A 17,013-nucleotide genomic window follows, 5' to 3' on the forward strand; every position below is an offset into this window, starting at 1 on the left:
CTGCTAAGCGCCCACTACAAAGAAACGCTCAAATCCCCGCTGACGCCACTGACGGGGTCTGCCGCCCGGCTTCGTCGTCGACATCGGGGCCACCGCTCGCGCTGCGTCCGGCCGGCTCCTGATGCAGCCGGTTCGCGTGCATCAGCCGATACAGCGTTGCGCGCGAAATGCCGAGTTCGGCCGCCGCGTCGGACAGCTTGTAGCCGTGCCGCAGCAACGCGCTTTCGATCGCATTCTTTTCCGCTTTGCTGCGAATTTCCGCGAGCGTGACCGCCGGGCCATTATCGGCCTCGGGCAAGCCGAGGTCGCCCGCGGTGATGAAGCGGCCCTCGCTCATCACGACCGCGCGGCGCACGCAGTTGATCAGCTCGCGCACGTTGCCCGGCCATGGATAGTTCGACATCGCGACGATCGCGTCGCTCGACAGTCCGCGCAGTTTGCGCGCGCCGTCCTGCTTGTACATGCTGAGCGCGTAATTGGCGAGCAGCTTGATGTCGCCGCCGCGCTCGCGCAGTGGCGGCTCGACGAGGGGCAGCACGCACAGCCGGTGGTAGAGGTCGGAGCGGAAGCGTCCGTCTTCGACGGCGCGCTCCAGATCGACGTGGGTCGCCGAGATCACGCGCACGTCGACGCTGATTGGACCGTTGCCGCCGAGCCGCTCGATCGTGCCTTCCTGCAGAAAGCGCAGTAGCACCGCCTGGCATTCGTGCGGCATGTCGCCGATTTCGTCGAGAAACAGCGTGCCTTCATGCGCGCTCTCGATGCGACCGATCTTGCGTTGCAGCGCGCCGGTAAACGCGCCGCGCTCGTGGCCGAACAGTTCGGCTTGCAACAGGCTTGGCGGAATCGCCGCGCAATTGATCGCGACGAATGTGCGGTCCGCGCGCGGCGAGCGGTCGTGAATAGCACGGGCGGTCAGCTCCTTGCCGGTGCCCGATTCGCCCGCGATGAACACCGGCGCGTCGGTCACGCCACATTTGTCGATACGCCGGTAGAGCTGCTGCATCGGCTCGCATTGTCCGACCATGCCGTGGCGGCCGAGCGACGGCTCCGGCGCGACGCGCGGCTGACGCAGGCTCGACAGTCCGTGCGCGTGGCCGAGCGCGAACACGAGCCGCTCGTTGAGCCACGGCTGCGTGACGAAGTCGAAGCAGTAATCGAGGATGAAACGGCTGACCAGCTCGTTGCCGGCCTGGCCCGGCACGATCTGCGCGACCCAGTTGGTTTCGACGCGGCGCATGCACAGCGCGAACGCGGACAATTGCTGCGACGTGCAATTTTCGGGCAACTGAACGAGACCGACCTTGATGTCGCCACGTTCGATCATGCGTTCCGCCACGGCCGTGCTTTTTGCGTGCACGGCTTGCCATCCCGACGCGGCCAGAAACTCGACGAGTTTCTGGTCGGGCGCGTTCGCCACGTATAGAACCGTGCGTTCCATGTCGGCCGGCATGCAAGTCGTAGTCATGGTTCTCCCCCGTTCGATCCTCAGGACTGCTGTGCCACGTAGTGAATTCAGGCGGCAAGTTGCTGCACTCCGGCTGCGACGCATCGACGGCAGCAGCAGTCACGAACAAGGGACACGCTGCAAGCGCGGCGCAAACCGCAACGCGCTGCATGGCGGACCGATTCATGCAATGCCGGCGACCTGTCGTTCATTGCTGAAACTGCCTGGCGACTTTATCCCCGAATCGTGAAAACCACTTGCGACGTGGCTTGCCTCGTCGACCCGATACAAACGCTCTGATTGGCGTATTGCCTAAAGATAAGCGAAAGCGCCTGAAAGTGCCAGACAAAGAAACATGGACCATAAATGCGTGTTGGTTTCGGATTAGCACGAATCGCTAATCAAATAGCGGTCAAGCCCGCTTATGCGAGCCATCGCACATAGCGTAGCAATTGACTGGGCATTAAGGCGTGACAAAAACAGACGAGGCGCGTGCGGCCATGTTTCACATTTGCGACAGATTGGACGGCGCCTGTCGAATGCGCTTTGCCGCGCCGGGCGGGGCGCTTCTACGACCTGGGCGAGCGGCGAAGTCGCGTGCGGCCGGCACCGCGGCCTGCCTGCGGGCCGGCGAGACGGGCCGGAGCGCGCGTTTTGCGGCCAGCGCGCGGCGATTTGGCGTATCAGAAACGAATCAATCCGCGCCGCGCCAAAAATCGGGCAGGTTCGCGCCGCATCGAAAAGCGAACCGCTTTCGCGGTGGCGTGAAGCATTGGCGGGCTCCTTACCGATTGGAACGCGCGTTGGCATAACCGTTGCAATAAGGTCTGACAGAAAAATGTTTTGCCGCCAGGTCGACGGTACGGGAAAACCGGAATAAAAAAGACCGGCGGTAAACAGGTCACTCGCAGGCACGGTCGGGGAAGCGATCAGGTGTTTGCGGGAGCGCGGCGGGGCCTTATTAAATACGTCAGAAAAACCGGTGAGTGGCGGACCGGCATAGCAGCCATTCGAAACCGGACGACAAAAGGGCATCGACTTCGCCGTTTTTCCTTTTCGACTTTTTGTCCTAACGACGCGAAAAGGATGGCGATAACGACAGGCAACGCGCTGGCAACGTTCGCGAGCGACGCGCCGAAAAGGGAAGGGGCAGCGCCGGATCAGGACCGGCCGGCGCGATGAGGCGGGGAGAGAGGCCATAAGTCTCCACAGAGAGACGAATGTACGAGGCGAACCAGGAGCCGTGTCCGTGGGTTGGCATGGGCACGGCGACCTGGCCCAATGGCCGGGGGCGTTGTCCACAAAACGACGCGGCCAGGCGCAAATCCGATCGACATCGGGGGCTGTCATGAAACCACAATTGATTCGCAGGCCGGCCGCTTCGCACGGAACGGGGCTCACTGACCGGCAGTATGTTGCGGCGCCGCGCGCGCGTTTTTTCCTGCGGGCGGGCTCGTCGGTCGATCTGCTGACGCTGGTCGTTGCCGAGGCGCTTAAGCGCCGCGCGGATAACACCGTTTGCCGGCTCATGGTTTTCACGGAGGCGCGCCGAACAGACGCCTGGAACAAAAACCCGCGCATGACGCGCCAAGCGCCGCAGAGCTGCCATGATCGAGATCTTCCTGATTGCCGCCAGCATTGAGACCGCGCAACGCATCGTCTTGCGGCTAGAAGAGAGCGGCGTGCATTACCGGCTGCACACGGTGTACGGTTCGGCCCGGCAACTGCCGATGCACGCGCGCACGATCCGCGAGGCAGACCTGCTGATCGTCGACGACGCCAATCTGAACGTCCGCGGACTCGACGGCATCGAGGAAACGCTCACCTGCGCGCCGACGCTCCATTGCATGCTGGTGACGCCGACACCGTCCACCGCGCTGATCGGTGCGGCGCGGCGCGTCGGCGTGCGGTATGTGCTGTCGTGGCCGCTCGATCGTCAAGCCGTCGCCGACGCGCTCGCGCAGATCGAAGTGCAGCGCCGCGAGCCTGAGCGGCGCGGCGCGCGCGTGGTGGCGCTGGCGTCGAGCAAGGGCGGCAGCGGCACGACGCTGATCGCGGTCAACCTCGCGTGCGCGCTCGCCACGCAACGCGAGCGGCGCGTGCTGCTGATCGACCTGGGCCAGCAATTCGCCGACGCGAGCCTGCTGATGGCGAACCGGCCGCCGCCGATGACGCTCGCCGATCTGTGCTCGGACAACGGGCAACTCGACGCGGCCCTGTTCGACGCGTGCAAGATGCACGTGCGCCCGAACCTCGATCTGCTCGCTGGCGCCGGCGATCCATTGAAGGCCGCCGAACTGCTGCCCGCGCAACTCGAGCGGATTCTGACGCTGGTGCGCGAGCGCTACGATGCGGTACTGATCGACGTCGGCCCGACCCTGAATCCGTTGACGATCCGCGCGCTCGCGCATAGCGACGCCATCTGCATGGTGGTGCGGCAGAACCCGCTGTATCTGCATGGCGCGCGCCGCATGCTCGAGATTTTTCGCGAGCTGGGGCATCCGGCCGGCAAGGTGCGGGTCATCGTCAACCAGTACGACAAGAACGCGCAGATCAATCTGCCGATGCTCGAACGCACGCTCGGCGCGAAGGTCGCGCATCAATTGCCGCGCGACGACCAGCACGTCAACGACGCGCTGAGCCGGGGCGTGCCGCTCGTCACGTGTGCGCGTGAAAGCGGGTTCGCTCAAGGCATCGTGCTGCTCGCGAACATGCTGTGGCCGGCGGGTGCCGAGCGCCGCAGGAGCATGCTCGGCCGGCTGCGCGCGACGTGGCCGAATGTACCGCCGCAATTGAAGCCTGGGGTCTAGTCCGTCCGCTTGCCGGCAAGCGCCTGCGCATTCTGCGTGACCGGAGTAAGGTGAAGTTTCGGGGGGACCCCCGGCCTGCTTGACGGCGCAGAGTACCGACGTCAGAGGTTCGAAAGCGTCGGGCAAGCTCGCGCCGTCCGGTCACTCCAGCGAGAAATCACGTGAGCGCACCACCGTCCATGCAAAGCGCGCAAGGTTTCAGCGACCTCGCGTCGATCCTGGCCAATCCGATTCTGAACACGGATTCGTACAAGGCATCGCACTTTCTGCAATATCCACCCGACGCGTCGGCGATGTTCTCGTACATCGAATCGCGCGGCGGACGTTACGAGCGCACGCTGTTCTTCGGCTTGCAGATGCTGCTGAAAGAGTACCTGTGCCGGCCGATCACCGGCGCGATGATCGATCAGGCCCGCGCCTTCTTCGGCGCGCACGGCGAGCCGTTCAACGAAGCGGGCTGGCGCTACGTCGTGCAGCACTACGGCGGCTATCTGCCGGTGCGGATTCGCGCGGTGGCCGAAGGCTCGGTCGTGCCGACGCACAACGTGCTGGTCACCGTCGAATGCGACGACCCCTACGTGTTCTGGCTCGCGTCGTATCTGGAGACGATGCTGATGCGCGTGTGGTATCCGATCACGGTCGCGACACAAAGCTGGCATCTGCGCCAGACGATCCGCACGTATCTGCTGAAAAGCAGCGACGACCTCTCGCAGTTGCCGTTCAAGCTGCACGATTTCGGCGCGCGTGGCGTATCGAGCGCGGAGTCGGCGGCGATCGGCGGCGCGGCGCATCTCGTCAGCTTCATGGGCTCCGATACGGTGCTTGGCGTGCTCGCGGCCAATCACTACTACCACGACAACATGGCCGCGTTTTCGGTGCCGGCGGCCGAGCACAGCACGATCACGGCGTGGGGCCGTGAGCGCGAATTCGACGCGTATCGCAACATGATCGCGCGCTTCGGTCGGCCGGGCGCAATCGTTTCGGTGGTGTCCGATTCCTATGACCTGTTCGCCGCGCTGAACGCATGGGGCGGCGAGCTGAAGCAGGCTGTGCTCGATTCCGGCGGCACGCTCGTGATTCGCCCGGACTCCGGCGATCCGTGCACGATCGTGCTGTACACACTGCGCTCGCTGGAGGCGTCGTTCGGATCGAAGACGAACAGCAAGGGGCGGCGCGTGCTCGACCATGTGCGCGTGATTCAAGGCGACGAAACGAACCCGGATTCGATCGTGGCGATTCTCGCCGCGATGGACGAGGCCGGCTTCGCCGCCGACAACATCGTGTTCGGCATGGGCGGCGCGCTGCTGCAGCGGATCAATCGCGATACGCAGCGCTTCGCGATGAAGTGCTCGGCGATCCGGCTAGACGACACGTGGCACGATGTATCGAAGGATCCGGTCACGGATCACAGCAAGCGCTCGATGAAAGGCCGGCTCACGTTGCTGCGCCATCGCCGTACCGGCGAGTACCGGACGGTCAGGTTGCCGATCGTGTGGGACGAGCGCAGCGTGGCGGGCGAGTGGGACGAAGCGCTCGAGACGGTGTTCGACGCGGGCCGCTTGCTGGTGGATACGTCGCTGGCCGAGATTCGTGGCCGGGCTTATGCGGACGAGGTTTGATTCACTTGTCCTCGCGCCGGTCCCCATTCGCGTCGTTTTCCTATATCGTGTGCGCGATGCCCGCCGCCTGCCGCGCGCGGGCTGTTTTTCCGGAGCGCGTGCACGGCACGGCGCGCTCCCGCAATGCACGACACGACATCAATGAGCCATCCCAATACCGAGCTGATCGAACGTTTCTACACTGCCTTCCAGCAACGCGACGCCGAGACCATGGTCGCCTGTTATGCCGACGACGTCGTCTTCAGCGATCCCGCCTTCGGCGAGCTGGTCGGCGACGAAGTGCGCGACATGTGGCGCATGCTCGTCAAGCACGCGCAGGACTTCACGCTGAGCTTCAGCGACATCCAGGCGGACGACCACACCGGCCGCGCGCAGTGGGTGGCGCGCTACCGTTTCGTGCAGACCGGGCGCGACGTCGTGAACCGGATCGACGCGCGCTTCGTGTTCCGCGACGGGCTCATCGTCGAGCATCGCGACCGCTTCGATTTGTGGCTGTGGATGCGGCAGGCGATGGGCGTGCGCGGCACGCTGTTCGGCTGGTCGCCGTTCGTGCAGCGGATGCTCAGGCAGCAGGCACGCCGGGGTCTGCTGCACTACCGCGGGCAGTTGAAGCGCGACTAGGCGCAAGCGGGCGCCGCGCCCGTTCCGCTTGCTATGATCGAAGCCGGACGCGTGCCCGCACTGCTTGCCGGGCCGCCGCACAGGAAGCGCTATGCGAGTCGTCAATGCTGCCTGGCAAGAATGGCTGAGCATCAATGTCGCGCGTGGCTGCACGCCGGGCTCGCTGATCGACGCGATGGTACAGGCCGGCTTTGCCGACGACGACGCCCGCGTCGCCGTTCACCACGCGTTCGATCGGCGCCCGGCCGACCCCGCCACGACGGCCACTGTCGCCGATCCCGTCACCCAGCCGTATCGATACGACCCGATGCCGGTCGCGCGCGGCAACCTGATTTGCGCCGACGAGCGCGACGTGCGCGTGCTGCTGCGCTGTGAGCGCCCGCAGCTAGTCGTGTTCGCCGACCTGCTGTCGGCCGGCGAATGTACTGAGCTGATCGAGCGCTCGCGGCATCGACTGAAGCGCTCGACGACGGTCGATCCGCTTACCGGCAACGAGGACGTGATCCGCAATCGCACCAGTGAAGGCGTCTGGTATCGGCGCGGCGAGGACGAGTTGATCGCGCGGGTCGAGCGGCGCATCGCGAGCCTGACGAACTGGCCGCTCGAAAACGGCGAAGGCTTGCAGGTGCTGCATTACGACGTGAGCGGCGAGTACAGCCCGCATTTCGACTATTTCCCGCCCGATCAGCCGGGCGGCGCGGTGCACACCGCGCAGGGCGGCCAGCGTGTCGCGACGCTGATCATCTACCTGAACGACGTCGCCGACGGCGGCGAGACGGTGTTTCCGGCGGCGGGCCTGTCGGTCGCGGCGCGCGCGGGTGGCGCAGTGTATTTCCGCTACATGAACGGCCAGCGCCAGCTCGATCCGTTGACCCTGCACGGCGGTGCGCGTGTGCTGGCCGGCGACAAGTGGATCATGACCAGGTGGATGCGTGAGCGCGCGTACGGCTGAGGCGGCGTCGAAGCTCGACGCAACCACGCCCGCCGATTGCGCAGACGTGTTGCGGCCTATCTGGCTTGAGAAGCCAGAGCCCGCGAGCCGCAGCCGCCAGCGCATGCCTTCGCCGCCTGCTTCGGAAGGATGTGATCGACCATGCTAACCGGGTTCGCCGCCATATGGCCGTGTGCCCACGCCCATGCACGACGGCGGGCCGTCGGTGGCTGTTGACGGTCGTAAACGCGAAAAGGCGCGCGACAATGGCGGGACTTCTTTTTAACCCGTCCTGAGCAATTGCCTACTCACTCAGTAGCCGTTTTACTTCATCAAGGAAGGAAGCCGTCGTGTAGCCCCACAAAACTGGATCGAACTGGCGGCCAAACCGCTCTTTAAACTCTGAGTCCAGCGTCTCTGGATAGTCGGCTTCGAATGAATTGATGTCAGATATGAGCGCGTCAATGTCACTCCTTGACATTTTCTCGGTGTAGGAAGAAACGAGTTCTTCTACTGAGTTTCCGAACAGGTCAAAATCTTCGTGGAAACGAGAACGGATCAGCCCCGTCAGATCGCCATATTTCTCATTGTCGGCCATACGATAAGCCCTCACTCCAAGTACGATGTCACGATATAGTACGGCATCCCGTTGTATGTCTTATGTCGGAGGATGACTACGACCTTCTGGGCCTCAACTCTTTTTCCCGTACTCCGGACAATCGCAAAACCAACATTTTTCCCGACGTTCTTTGACAGGTCCAAATCTCGTACCGGCGCTTTTGCCCAGGCGCTTATCCTCAGCGCGTTTTCCCTCATCGCTTCCGATATTGCCCATTCGGCGGCGTTCAGATTGTAGAAGGTGGACACCGTCACCCGTTTTGGCTCGTCGATCAGACGCTGCCGTAATTGCGCCTCCGTCCGTCCAACATGCTTCAAGATCGTGTGGCCGCCAATTCCGCGAAGCGTCTTTGCTTCATGCATGTTCAGGTTGATCTTGCCCATCGAGATGCGCGCAGCCCGCACCGCCTTGATTGACCCGGCAAAGCCGAACGGCACGACCATGTCAAGTGACAGGCCGATATGGTTCGCCATGTCAGGACTAGCCTTCATCGCCTCGGCCAGCTTCGTCGTACCTTGCTGGGTCAGTGTGGCCGTATCCTGGCCCGTCCAGGCCTGACGCAAACCTGCCGCCGCCGTATCAGAGCCATGTATGCCGAACACAACGCACCCTGCCTTGCTTAGCATGGTCGGTTCCGGGATCACACACAACGCACTTGCGCCGACCATTTCCAGCACGCCACCGACGATTTGCAACCCGCCCCATAGCCGGTTGGAAAGCATTTCCGTCTGGCTGATTGACTGTCTTGCCAGCACCGCCGCCAGTTGCGGCGCACTGAGCACCACGCGCACGCCATCCGAATCCTGTTGATACGACATTCCGAACGCCTCCGTAGCTGTTGGGGCTCCCAAGCTAGCAGGCGACAACAGGCAGAGGAATGGGCGACGGATGAAAATTGGGGATCTGCTCTTTTCAGACGTGCTGTTGCGTTGCTCCTACTTCAGACGTGGGACGCGCTGCGGTGGCGGCGAATCTGTGTGGCTGATGCCGCGCGTAGCGTGCCGATACTGTCTGAGTAAGCGGCCAACGCGTAGACCATGTCGAGGTCGAGATCGTCATTGCGGTTCGAAATCGCCAGATCGCCTGCTTGCATCGCGCGTCCCCCTTGGTCGCGTAGCACGTACCACTTATCCCTTCGCCGTATTGTCGCCGCTGCGCGAACCTCCGCCGATGCTCTGCCCAGCATTGCGCGCGAGCCCCAGATAACCGGACACGGACAGCAGCGTCAGCACACCGGCGAACAGGAACGCGAGGCGGAAATCGTCGAGCGTGAACACGTGGCCGGTCGTCTCGCCGTTGAACAGCGCCGCGACGCGCAGCGACACCGCGCCGAACGCGATGCCGAGACCGATCGTCATCTGCGCGGCCGCGCTCCACAGCGTGCTCGCCGCGCTCATCTGCGGCTGCGGGATGTCGGCGTAGGCGAGCGTCGCGAGGGTCGAGAACTGCATCGAGCGCGCGACGCCGTACACGAACACGACGATCAGCACGAACACGAGCGGCACGTTCGGCGTCAGCAATCCGCACGCGATGATGAAAATGCCGGCCACCGCCACGTCGACGATCGACACCATCCGAAAGCCGTAGCGCTGCAGGATGCGCGTGGTCAGCGCCTTCATGCCGAGGTTGCCGAGCGCGCTCGCGAGCAGCAGCAGACCCGAGCGGAACGCCGACAGACCGAAGCCGACCTGGAACAGCAGCGGCATCAGATAGGGCACCGCGCCGATGCCGATGCGCGTGAACGAGCCGGTGATGACCGTCACCGAAAACGTTGGCACCTTCAGCGTCGACACGTCGACGAGCGGATACGGATGTCGCCTCGCATGCTGGAACGCGATCGCGCCGACCAGCAGACCGCCCGCCACGACCGCGATCGCGAGCCACGGATTGGCGGCCGGCTGGCTCGCGAGTTCCGCGCCGTACAGGATGGCGGTCAGCGCGACGCCGCTCAGCAGCAGGCCGGCGACGTCGAGCGGCTTGCGCTCGGTGCTGCGCAGGTTCGGCACGATGGCGAGCGCGACGGCGATCGCGGCGAGGCCGAACGGCACGTTCAGCAGGAAGATCCAGCGCCACGACGCGTAGGTCGTGATGAAGCCGCCGATCGGCGGGCCGACCACCGGCGCGGCGATGGCCGGCCATGTGATCGTCGAGATCGCCTGCATCATGCGGGCTTTGTCGGTGCTGCGGACCACGATCAGGCGGCCGACCGGCACCATCATCGCGCCGCCGATGCCTTGCAGCAGCCGCGCGGCCGTGAACTCGGGCACGTTCTGCGACAGCCCGCACAGTATCGACGCGACCGTAAACACGCCGATCGCGCTGACGAACACGGTACGCGCGCCGCAGCGGTCGGCGACCCAGCCGCTCGCCGGGATGAAGATCGCGAGCGCGAGCATGTACGCGGTCATGCCGAGGCTCAGGCTGTTCGGGCCGACGCCGAACGAACGCGCCATCTGCGGCAGCGCGGTGGCGATCACCGTGGTGTCGAGATACTCCATGAAGAAGGTGGCCGCGACGATATACGGCAGCCAGCCGACGTGCGCGTTGCGGGTGCCGGCGCTGTTCATCGCGCGATGTCCCGTGCCGCTCGCGTGCGCGCGGAAAGACCATTGACGGGCCGGCGCGGGGCGCGTGAAGAGTATGACTTCATGGTGCTTGCGACTACCTTTCGATTGCGTTGGGTGTTTCTGCGGGCGTCCGGCAGAGCGGGCCGGCGAGGCGGCCGCGTTCGCCAGCCCTGAATCCTAACGCAATAAAGGGTCCCATAACGCCGAGGCGCGCAGCGCGTCGCCGCGCCGCCCCCGTGCGTCAGTCCTTCGCTGCGTACTCCTTGTCCAACCGGTCATACAGCGGCTTGTTGACGAGCCGCTGCCGCTCGCTGAACGGCGCGACGATCGTCGCGTCCTCGTCGAGGCGGCCGTTGCTTCGCAGCGTGCCGAGCGCGCGCTGCATGCCGAGCACCGCGCCTTGCAGCGCGGCGTTCGCATACAGCACGATGCCGTAGCCGAGCTTCGCGAGCGCATCGCGCGACTGCACCGGCGTCTTGCCGCCGATCACGATGTTGATCAACTGCGGCACCTCGAACAGCCCCGGCAGACGCTCGATGTCGGCGAGCGATTCGGTCGCCTCGATAAACAGGATGTCGGCGCCCGCCTCGATGAAGCGATGACCCCGCTCGATCGCGTCCTCGATGCCATGGACCGCGGCCGCGTCGGTACGCGCCATGATCTGCAGGTTCGCGTCTTCGCGCGCATCGACGGCCGCGCGGATCTTGCCGACCATCTCGCTCGTCGCCACGACTTCCTTGCCCGAGAAGTGGCCGCATTTCTTCGGCATCACCTGGTCTTCGAACTGGATCATGTCGGCGCCGCTGCGCTCGAGCACGCGTACGGTCTGGCGCACGTTCAGCGCGTTGCCGAAGCCGGTGTCGGCATCGACGATCAGCGGAAGCGCGACCGCGTCGCGGATGCGCGCGGTGTGCTCGGCGACTTCGGCGAGGCCGATGAAACCGAGGTCGGGCAAGCCGAGCGACATGTTCGTGACGCCCGCGCCGGTGATGTAGACCGCCTCGAAGCCGGCGTCCTCGATCACGCGCGCGCTCATCGCGTTGAACGCGCCGGGCACGAGCAGGCCCTGACGCTGATTGACCGTGGCGCGGAACGCGGCGCGGCGGGTGGCGGAAGTGGTGGTCATGATGCAGGTCTCCAGAAGGAAAGTCGGTGGTGGAACGCGGCCGACATACCGCAGGAAGCGTGCCATTAAACGGCGGTTCTCAGTCGTGCCGCTGGAACAACGGTTTGCGCGAAATCGGCTGCGCCTCGACGTTCGTGGCACAATCGTGGAACGTTTCATGAAACGTTTCGCGGAACGTTTCACTCAGGAGAGCCGTGTGTCCACATTCACCCCGTTCGTCGCGAATCCGAGTCCCGCCGTCGATGCCGGCCGCCCCGGGGTCGCGCTCGTCAGTATCAGCCGACTGCAGTCGCTTTGCGAGGCGGTAGCGCCGCGCTATGCCGGCCGCGCGAAATTCTTCACGGTGCGGGAAGGATACGGCGCCGCCGTCGCCGCGCTGCAAGCATACGTGGACGCGGGTTCCGTCGACGTCGTACTGTCCGCCGGCTCGAACGGCGCATACCTGCGCGAGAACCTCAGCGTGCCGGTCGTGATGGTCAAGGTGAACGGCTTCGACGTGTTGAACGCGATCACGCGCGCCACCGCCACGTGGCCGCGGGCGCGCATCGGGCTCGTGCTGCATGAAGCAATCGCGCAAGAACTGGCCGACCTGGGCCCGCTGCTGAACGTCGATCTGAGGCAGCGCGCGTACCGGTCGATCGACGAAGTGCGGCTGGCGGTCGATGAACTCGCGGCGCAAGGGTGCCGCGTGGTCGTCGGCGCCGGCATGGCTTGCGATCTGGCGCAGCAGGCCGGCATCGAAAGCGTGTTCCTGTATTCGCTGGCCGCGGTCGAGGAAGCGTTCGAGCGCTCGGTCGAACTGGCGCGCGTGAGCCGGCAGAAGGAATCGAAGCGCGGACGCCTCAACACGATCGTCGCGCATCTGCGCGACGGCGTCGCCGCGTTCGACGAAGCCGGCCAGCTCGAAGCCGTCAACCCGGCGATGCTCGAACTGCTTGGTTCAGGCGCCAAGCACGAGGTCCCGAAGGGCGACGAGGACACCCCCGCGCGAGTCGCGCGCGCGCTCGCGCCGCTGTTGCGCGAAACGCGCGCCGCCGACCAGCCGGTCGACGAACGCATCGAGCAGATCGGCGGCCGCGCGTTGATCGTCAACTGCGTGCCGATCGTCGAGCAGGGCGCGCGCGCCGGTTTCGTCGTAACCGCGCAGGATGCGCTCGTCGCGCAGCGGATCGACCGTTCGCTGCGCACCAGCCAGCGGCCGAGGCATCTGGTCGCGCGGCATCGGCTCGACGATCTGATCGGCGCTTCGGTGGCGCTCGAGCGCGTGCGCCGGCTCGCGCGCGCCGGCGCCGCACACGACGCGACCGTGCTGCTGTGCGGCGAAAGCGGCACCGGCAAGGAACTGGTCGCGCAGGGCATTCACAACGCGAGCCGGCGGCGCGGCAATCCGTTCGTCGCGTTCAACTGTGCGGCGCTGCCCGAGGGGCTGATCGAAAGCGAGCTGTTCGGGCACGAGGAAGGGGCCTTCACGGGCGCGCGGCGCGGTGGCAAGCCGGGGCTGTTTGAAATTGCGCACACCGGCACGATCTTTCTCGATGAAATCGGCGAAATGCCGGCCGCGCTGCAAAGCCGGCTGTTGCGCGTGCTGCAGGAGCGCGAGGTGATGAAGCTCGGCGCGGGCCGCGCCACGCCCGTCGATGTGCGCGTGATCGCCGCGACGCACCGCGATCTGCATGCACTTGTCGAGCAGGGTGCGTTTCGCGCGGATCTGTATTTCCGATTAAATCTGCTTCAGATAAAATTGCCGCCGCTGCGCGAACGCCGCGCCGACATTGCGCCGCTGGCGCGGTATCTGCTGGAGCGCGGCGCGCTGCAGTACGGTTTGTCGGCGGGGGCGCTCGAGCAGGCGCTCACGCTTCTCGGCCCGCTTTTTGCGAACTACGCGTGGCCCGGCAACGTCCGCGAGCTGGAAAATCTGCTGGCGCGCGCGGCGATTTATATCGGTGACGTAACCCGGGAGATATCCGGGAACCTGGCCTGCGACGGATTGCCAGACTGGCAGGCGGTGTTTCCCGAATTCGCCCGGATCAGCCCGGCTCAGGTCGAGCGGCTCACGCAGGCGTCTCAGGGCTCGGTCCGTGACAGCACGGCGCCCCGCACCACCGTCAGCCGTGAGGACGCGCTGCACGCCCTCGAACAATCGGGCGGCAACCGCGCCGCTGCGAGCCGCGCGCTCGGCATCGGGCGGACCACACTGTGGCGGCTCCTGAAGGGCTGAAACGCCCCACGCGTAAACCCGATAGTCTGCACCGCCGAAACTAATAGGGTCAGTCTATCGAACTCATTAACACAATCCACTTTACCTATTAAGCGCAGTCTGACATACTGACCTCACTTTCCAACCCCCTCAGAGAGGATTCAGCAAATGCCGATCATCAACAGTCAAGTCAAACCGTTCAAAGCACAGGCTTTTCACAACGGCGATTTCCAGACCGTCACTGAAGAAAGCCTGAAGGGCAAGTGGTCGGTTTTCGTGTTCTACCCGGCCGACTTCACGTTCGTGTGCCCGACTGAACTCGGCGACCTGGCCGATCGTTATGAAGATTTCAAGAAGCTTGGCGTGGAAATCTACAGCGTGTCGACCGATACGCATTTCACGCACAAGGCTTGGCACGACACGTCGGACACGATCCGCAAGATCAAGTACCCGATGCTGGCTGACCCGACGCTCGCTATCTCGCGCAACTTCGACGTGCTGATCGAAGAAGAAGGTCTCGCGCTGCGCGGCACGTTCGTGATCAACCCGGAAGGCGAAATCAAGCTGTGCGAAATCCACGACAACGGCATCGGCCGTGACGCTGGCGAACTGCTGCGCAAGGTTCAGGCTGCTCAGTACATTGCGAAGCACCCGGGCGAAGTGTGCCCCGCCAAATGGACGCCGGGCGCGCAAACGCTGACCCCGTCGCTCGACCTGATCGGCAAGATCTAAGGTCTTCGCAGCTCACGCTGCACCCCGCAGTCTGCATCTGCCGGGAGCTTCCCGGCGCGTCACCGCGCGAATCGCCTGATACGGCGCTTCGCGCGTCCCCGGGCCCAACACGTCCTATCCGGATGCGTGCGGCGCCGGGACCTCCACACCCTTCGTCACGGAATCGCAACGCCATGCTTGACGCCAATCTCAAGACTCAACTCAGGTCGTACCTCGAAAAAGTTAGCAGGCCTATCGAGCTCGTCGCCTCTGTCGACGACAGCGCGCAGTCCCAGGAGCTGCTGGCGCTGCTGAACGACATCGCGACGTTGTCGGAGCGCGTCACGGTGATCGAGCGTCGCGGCGACAGCGAGCGCAAGCCGTCGTTTTCGATTGGCGAAGCGGGCAAGGACACCGGCATCCGTTTCGCCGGCATTCCGATGGGGCATGAATTCACGTCGCTCGTCCTCGCATTGCTGCAGGTGGGCGGCCACCCGGTCAAACTCGACGATGCGGTGATCGAACAGATCCGCAGCCTCGACGGCGACTATCGATTCGAAACGTACTTCTCGCTGTCGTGCCAGAACTGTCCGGAAGTCGTGCAGGCGCTGAACGTGATGGCGTTGATCAATCCGCGCATCCGTCACGTCGCGATCGACGGCGCGCTGTTCCAGAACGAAGTCGACGCGCGCCAGATCATGGCGGTACCGACGATGTTCCTGAACGGCGAAACCTTCGGCCAGGGCCGCAGCGGCGTCAAGGAAATTCTCGCGAAGCTCGACACCAACGCCGGTGCGCGCGCCGCGAAGGAACTGGAGAAGAAGCCGGTGTTCGACACGCTGATCGTCGGTGGCGGCCCAGCGGGCGCGGCGGCGGCCATTTACTCGGCGCGCAAGGGCATCGCGACCGGTGTCGTGGCCGAGCGTTTCGGCGGCCAGGTGCTCGATACGCTTGCGATCGAAAACTTCGTCTCCGTGACCGAAACTGAAGGACCGAAGTTCGCGACGGCGCTCGAACAGCACGTGAACGCCTATGACGTCGACATCATGGACGTGCAGCGCGCCGAAGCGCTGATTCCAGGGCGCATCAACGAAGTGCGTCTGGCCAACGGCGCGGTGCTGAAGGCGAAGACGATCATCCTCGCGACCGGTGCGCGCTGGCGCGAGATCAACGTGCCGGGCGAGCGCGAGTATCGCAATCACGGTGTCGCGTACTGTCCGCACTGCGATGGCCCGCTGTTCAAGGGCAAGCGCGTCGCGGTGATCGGCGGCGGCAACTCGGGCGTCGAGGCCGCGATCGACCTCGCGGGTCTCGTGCGCGAAGTGACGTTGCTCGAATTCGGTGCGACGCTGCGTGCCGACGAAGTGCTGCAACGCAAACTGCGCAGCCTGCCGAACGTGACGGTCGTCACGCAGGCGCAGACCACAGAAATCACCGGCGACGGCAATAAGGTCAACGGTCTGGTCTACAAGGACCTCGCTTCGGGCGAAGTGAAGAACGTCGAGCTCGAAGGCGTGTTCGTGCAGATCGGTCTCGTGCCGAACACCGAATGGCTGAAGGGCACGGTCGAGCTGTCGAAGCATGGCGAGATCGTCGTCGATGCACGTGGCGCGACGTCGGTGCCGGGCGTGTTCGCCGCCGGCGACGTGACCACGGTGCCGTTCAAGCAGATCGTCATTGCCGTGGGCGAAGGCGCAAAAGCATCGCTCTCCGCATTCGACCACCTGATCCGCAACAGCGAAGAAGTCGCGGCGGCGAGCGAGGCGGAAGCGGAAGCTGAGGCAGCGGTTTGATCCGGTAGATCAGAGACTCAAACGGCGGCCCGCGGGTCGCCGTTTCGGTTTGCGCATGCAACAAGGCCCGCATTCGTGCGGGCCTTGTTCGTTAAAGGACGGAAATCGGTATCAACGCCGGTCGAACGAATATTTGCCGGGGCCGGTCACGCACAACAACAGCAAGCCGCCGATGATTCCAATGTTCTTGTAGAAATGAATCATGTTGTCGTACTGCATCGCGCCCGTCATGTTCCAGTAGTGATGGCCGATGATTGCGGTGCCGAGCGTATACAACGCTAGCAGCAGCGCGAGCGGTCGCGTGAAAAATCCCACTAGCAGCGCGACGCCCACGACCAGCTCCATCACCACTGCGATAACAGCCGACAACGCCGGCACGGGCGCGCCTGTCGATGTCATATAAGCGACGGCGCCAGAAAAGCCGATCAATTTCGACCAGCCGAACATCACGAACAGCACCATGAGCAGGATTCGAGCGACGAGAACGACGACGTCTTTCTGGTTTTCAAACAGCGTGTAGCGCATGATTTTTCCCGATAGCGTAGAGGGGCGAAGCTCGCTGGAAATCGTCG

15 protein-coding genes are annotated in these 17,013 nt (G+C 64.4%); 8 read left to right on the top strand and 7 right to left on the bottom strand.

Features of this window, described 5'->3' with window-relative positions:
- Nucleotides 1-28: 28 nt before the first annotated feature.
- Nucleotides 29-1,468 carry a sigma-54-dependent transcriptional regulator gene (locus F6X42_RS10560; protein WP_187634158.1) on the bottom strand — a complete coding sequence of 480 codons (1,440 nt, stop codon included), beginning with the start codon at nt 1,466-1,468 and terminating at the stop codon, nt 29-31.
- Between the two features lie 1,327 nt (nt 1,469-2,795).
- Between F6X42_RS10560 and F6X42_RS10565 the strand changes: the two genes are divergently transcribed.
- The 5 genes from F6X42_RS10565 (at nt 2,796) to F6X42_RS10585 (ending at nt 7,449) form a co-directional block, all read left to right on the top strand.
- Nucleotides 2,796-3,089 carry a hypothetical protein gene (locus F6X42_RS10565; protein WP_187634279.1) on the top strand — a complete coding sequence of 98 codons (294 nt, stop codon included), beginning with the start codon at nt 2,796-2,798 and terminating at the stop codon, nt 3,087-3,089.
- A complete protein-coding gene (locus tag F6X42_RS10570; protein ID WP_187634159.1) occupies nt 3,055-4,257 on the top strand; it encodes a CpaE/TadZ family protein in 1,203 nt (400 codons plus the stop codon). The genes F6X42_RS10565 and F6X42_RS10570 overlap by 35 nt, the downstream gene beginning before the upstream one ends.
- Nucleotides 4,258-4,436: 179 nt before the next feature.
- The gene (locus F6X42_RS10575) at nt 4,437-5,876 is read left to right on the top strand and encodes a nicotinate phosphoribosyltransferase (RefSeq protein WP_187634272.1); all 1,440 of its coding nucleotides are present in this window, start codon (nt 4,437-4,439) and stop codon (nt 5,874-5,876) included.
- A gap of 141 nt (nt 5,877-6,017) precedes the next feature.
- Nucleotides 6,018-6,497: a nuclear transport factor 2 family protein gene (locus F6X42_RS10580; RefSeq protein WP_187634160.1), complete on the top strand. Its 480-nt coding sequence runs from the start codon at nt 6,018-6,020 to the stop codon at nt 6,495-6,497.
- A gap of 91 nt (nt 6,498-6,588) precedes the next feature.
- Complete coding sequence (locus F6X42_RS10585; RefSeq protein WP_187634161.1) at nt 6,589-7,449, top strand: 2OG-Fe(II) oxygenase; 861 nt, start codon at nt 6,589-6,591, stop codon at nt 7,447-7,449.
- 283 nt (nt 7,450-7,732) lie between these two features.
- Here the strand turns inward: F6X42_RS10585 and F6X42_RS10590 are convergent, their stop codons facing one another.
- The 5 genes from F6X42_RS10590 to F6X42_RS10610 form a co-directional block, all read right to left on the bottom strand.
- The gene (locus tag F6X42_RS10590) at nt 7,733-8,026 is read right to left on the bottom strand and encodes a contact-dependent growth inhibition system immunity protein (RefSeq protein WP_187634162.1); all 294 of its coding nucleotides are present in this window, start codon (nt 8,024-8,026) and stop codon (nt 7,733-7,735) included.
- Nucleotides 8,027-8,037: 11 nt separating this feature from the next.
- The gene (locus F6X42_RS10595; protein WP_187634163.1) at nt 8,038-8,865 is read right to left on the bottom strand and encodes an RNase A-like domain-containing protein; all 828 of its coding nucleotides are present in this window, start codon (nt 8,863-8,865) and stop codon (nt 8,038-8,040) included.
- Between the two features lie 122 nt (nt 8,866-8,987).
- Nucleotides 8,988-9,140, bottom strand: a complete 153-nt coding sequence (locus F6X42_RS10600) for a hypothetical protein (protein WP_187634164.1) — start codon at nt 9,138-9,140, stop codon at nt 8,988-8,990.
- A 34-nt stretch (nt 9,141-9,174) separates the two neighbouring features.
- Nucleotides 9,175-10,614, bottom strand: a complete 1,440-nt coding sequence (locus F6X42_RS10605) for an MFS transporter (protein ID WP_187634165.1) — start codon at nt 10,612-10,614, stop codon at nt 9,175-9,177.
- Nucleotides 10,615-10,855: 241 nt separating this feature from the next.
- Complete coding sequence (locus F6X42_RS10610) at nt 10,856-11,740, bottom strand: isocitrate lyase/PEP mutase family protein (RefSeq protein ID WP_187634166.1); 885 nt, start codon at nt 11,738-11,740, stop codon at nt 10,856-10,858.
- A gap of 196 nt (nt 11,741-11,936) precedes the next feature.
- Here F6X42_RS10610 and prpR point away from each other — a divergent pair, with 196 nt between their 5' ends.
- From prpR to ahpF, 3 genes are all read left to right on the top strand, one after another.
- The gene (gene prpR, locus F6X42_RS10615) at nt 11,937-13,958 is read left to right on the top strand and encodes a propionate catabolism operon regulatory protein PrpR (RefSeq protein WP_187634167.1); all 2,022 of its coding nucleotides are present in this window, start codon (nt 11,937-11,939) and stop codon (nt 13,956-13,958) included.
- A gap of 147 nt (nt 13,959-14,105) precedes the next feature.
- The gene (gene ahpC, locus F6X42_RS10620) at nt 14,106-14,669 is read left to right on the top strand and encodes an alkyl hydroperoxide reductase subunit C (RefSeq protein WP_090809789.1); all 564 of its coding nucleotides are present in this window, start codon (nt 14,106-14,108) and stop codon (nt 14,667-14,669) included.
- Nucleotides 14,670-14,842: 173 nt separating this feature from the next.
- Nucleotides 14,843-16,441 (top strand): alkyl hydroperoxide reductase subunit F, encoded by a 1,599-nt coding sequence (ahpF, locus tag F6X42_RS10625; RefSeq protein WP_187634168.1) that lies wholly within the window; start codon nt 14,843-14,845, stop codon nt 16,439-16,441.
- A 111-nt stretch (nt 16,442-16,552) separates the two neighbouring features.
- Here ahpF and F6X42_RS10630 read toward each other — a convergent pair whose 3' ends face one another.
- The gene (locus F6X42_RS10630) at nt 16,553-16,966 is read right to left on the bottom strand and encodes a DoxX family protein (protein ID WP_187634169.1); all 414 of its coding nucleotides are present in this window, start codon (nt 16,964-16,966) and stop codon (nt 16,553-16,555) included.
- Nucleotides 16,967-17,013 lie beyond the last annotated feature (47 nt).

The sequence above is a fragment of the Paraburkholderia podalyriae genome, assembly GCF_014397785.1.
Classification (GTDB): domain Bacteria; phylum Pseudomonadota; class Gammaproteobacteria; order Burkholderiales; family Burkholderiaceae; genus Paraburkholderia; species Paraburkholderia podalyriae.

Coding starts and splice junctions, on each gene's coding strand:
- F6X42_RS10565 (WP_187634279.1), top strand. CDS start 2,796: ATGAAACCACAATTGATTCGCAGGCCGGCCGCTTCGCACGGAACGGGG.
- F6X42_RS10575 (WP_187634272.1), top strand. CDS start 4,437: ATGCAAAGCGCGCAAGGTTTCAGCGACCTCGCGTCGATCCTGGCCAAT.
- F6X42_RS10605 (WP_187634165.1), bottom strand. CDS start 10,614: ATGAACAGCGCCGGCACCCGCAACGCGCACGTCGGCTGGCTGCCGTAT.
- ahpF (WP_187634168.1), top strand. CDS start 14,843: ATGCTTGACGCCAATCTCAAGACTCAACTCAGGTCGTACCTCGAAAAA.
- F6X42_RS10570 (WP_187634159.1), top strand. CDS start 3,055: ATGATCGAGATCTTCCTGATTGCCGCCAGCATTGAGACCGCGCAACGC.
- F6X42_RS10585 (WP_187634161.1), top strand. CDS start 6,589: ATGCGAGTCGTCAATGCTGCCTGGCAAGAATGGCTGAGCATCAATGTC.
- F6X42_RS10600 (WP_187634164.1), bottom strand. CDS start 9,140: ATGCAAGCAGGCGATCTGGCGATTTCGAACCGCAATGACGATCTCGAC.
- F6X42_RS10630 (WP_187634169.1), bottom strand. CDS start 16,966: ATGCGCTACACGCTGTTTGAAAACCAGAAAGACGTCGTCGTTCTCGTC.
- F6X42_RS10595 (WP_187634163.1), bottom strand. CDS start 8,865: ATGTCGTATCAACAGGATTCGGATGGCGTGCGCGTGGTGCTCAGTGCG.
- F6X42_RS10580 (WP_187634160.1), top strand. CDS start 6,018: ATGAGCCATCCCAATACCGAGCTGATCGAACGTTTCTACACTGCCTTC.
- F6X42_RS10610 (WP_187634166.1), bottom strand. CDS start 11,740: ATGACCACCACTTCCGCCACCCGCCGCGCCGCGTTCCGCGCCACGGTC.
- F6X42_RS10560 (WP_187634158.1), bottom strand. CDS start 1,468: ATGACTACGACTTGCATGCCGGCCGACATGGAACGCACGGTTCTATAC.
- F6X42_RS10590 (WP_187634162.1), bottom strand. CDS start 8,026: ATGGCCGACAATGAGAAATATGGCGATCTGACGGGGCTGATCCGTTCT.
- ahpC (WP_090809789.1), top strand. CDS start 14,106: ATGCCGATCATCAACAGTCAAGTCAAACCGTTCAAAGCACAGGCTTTT.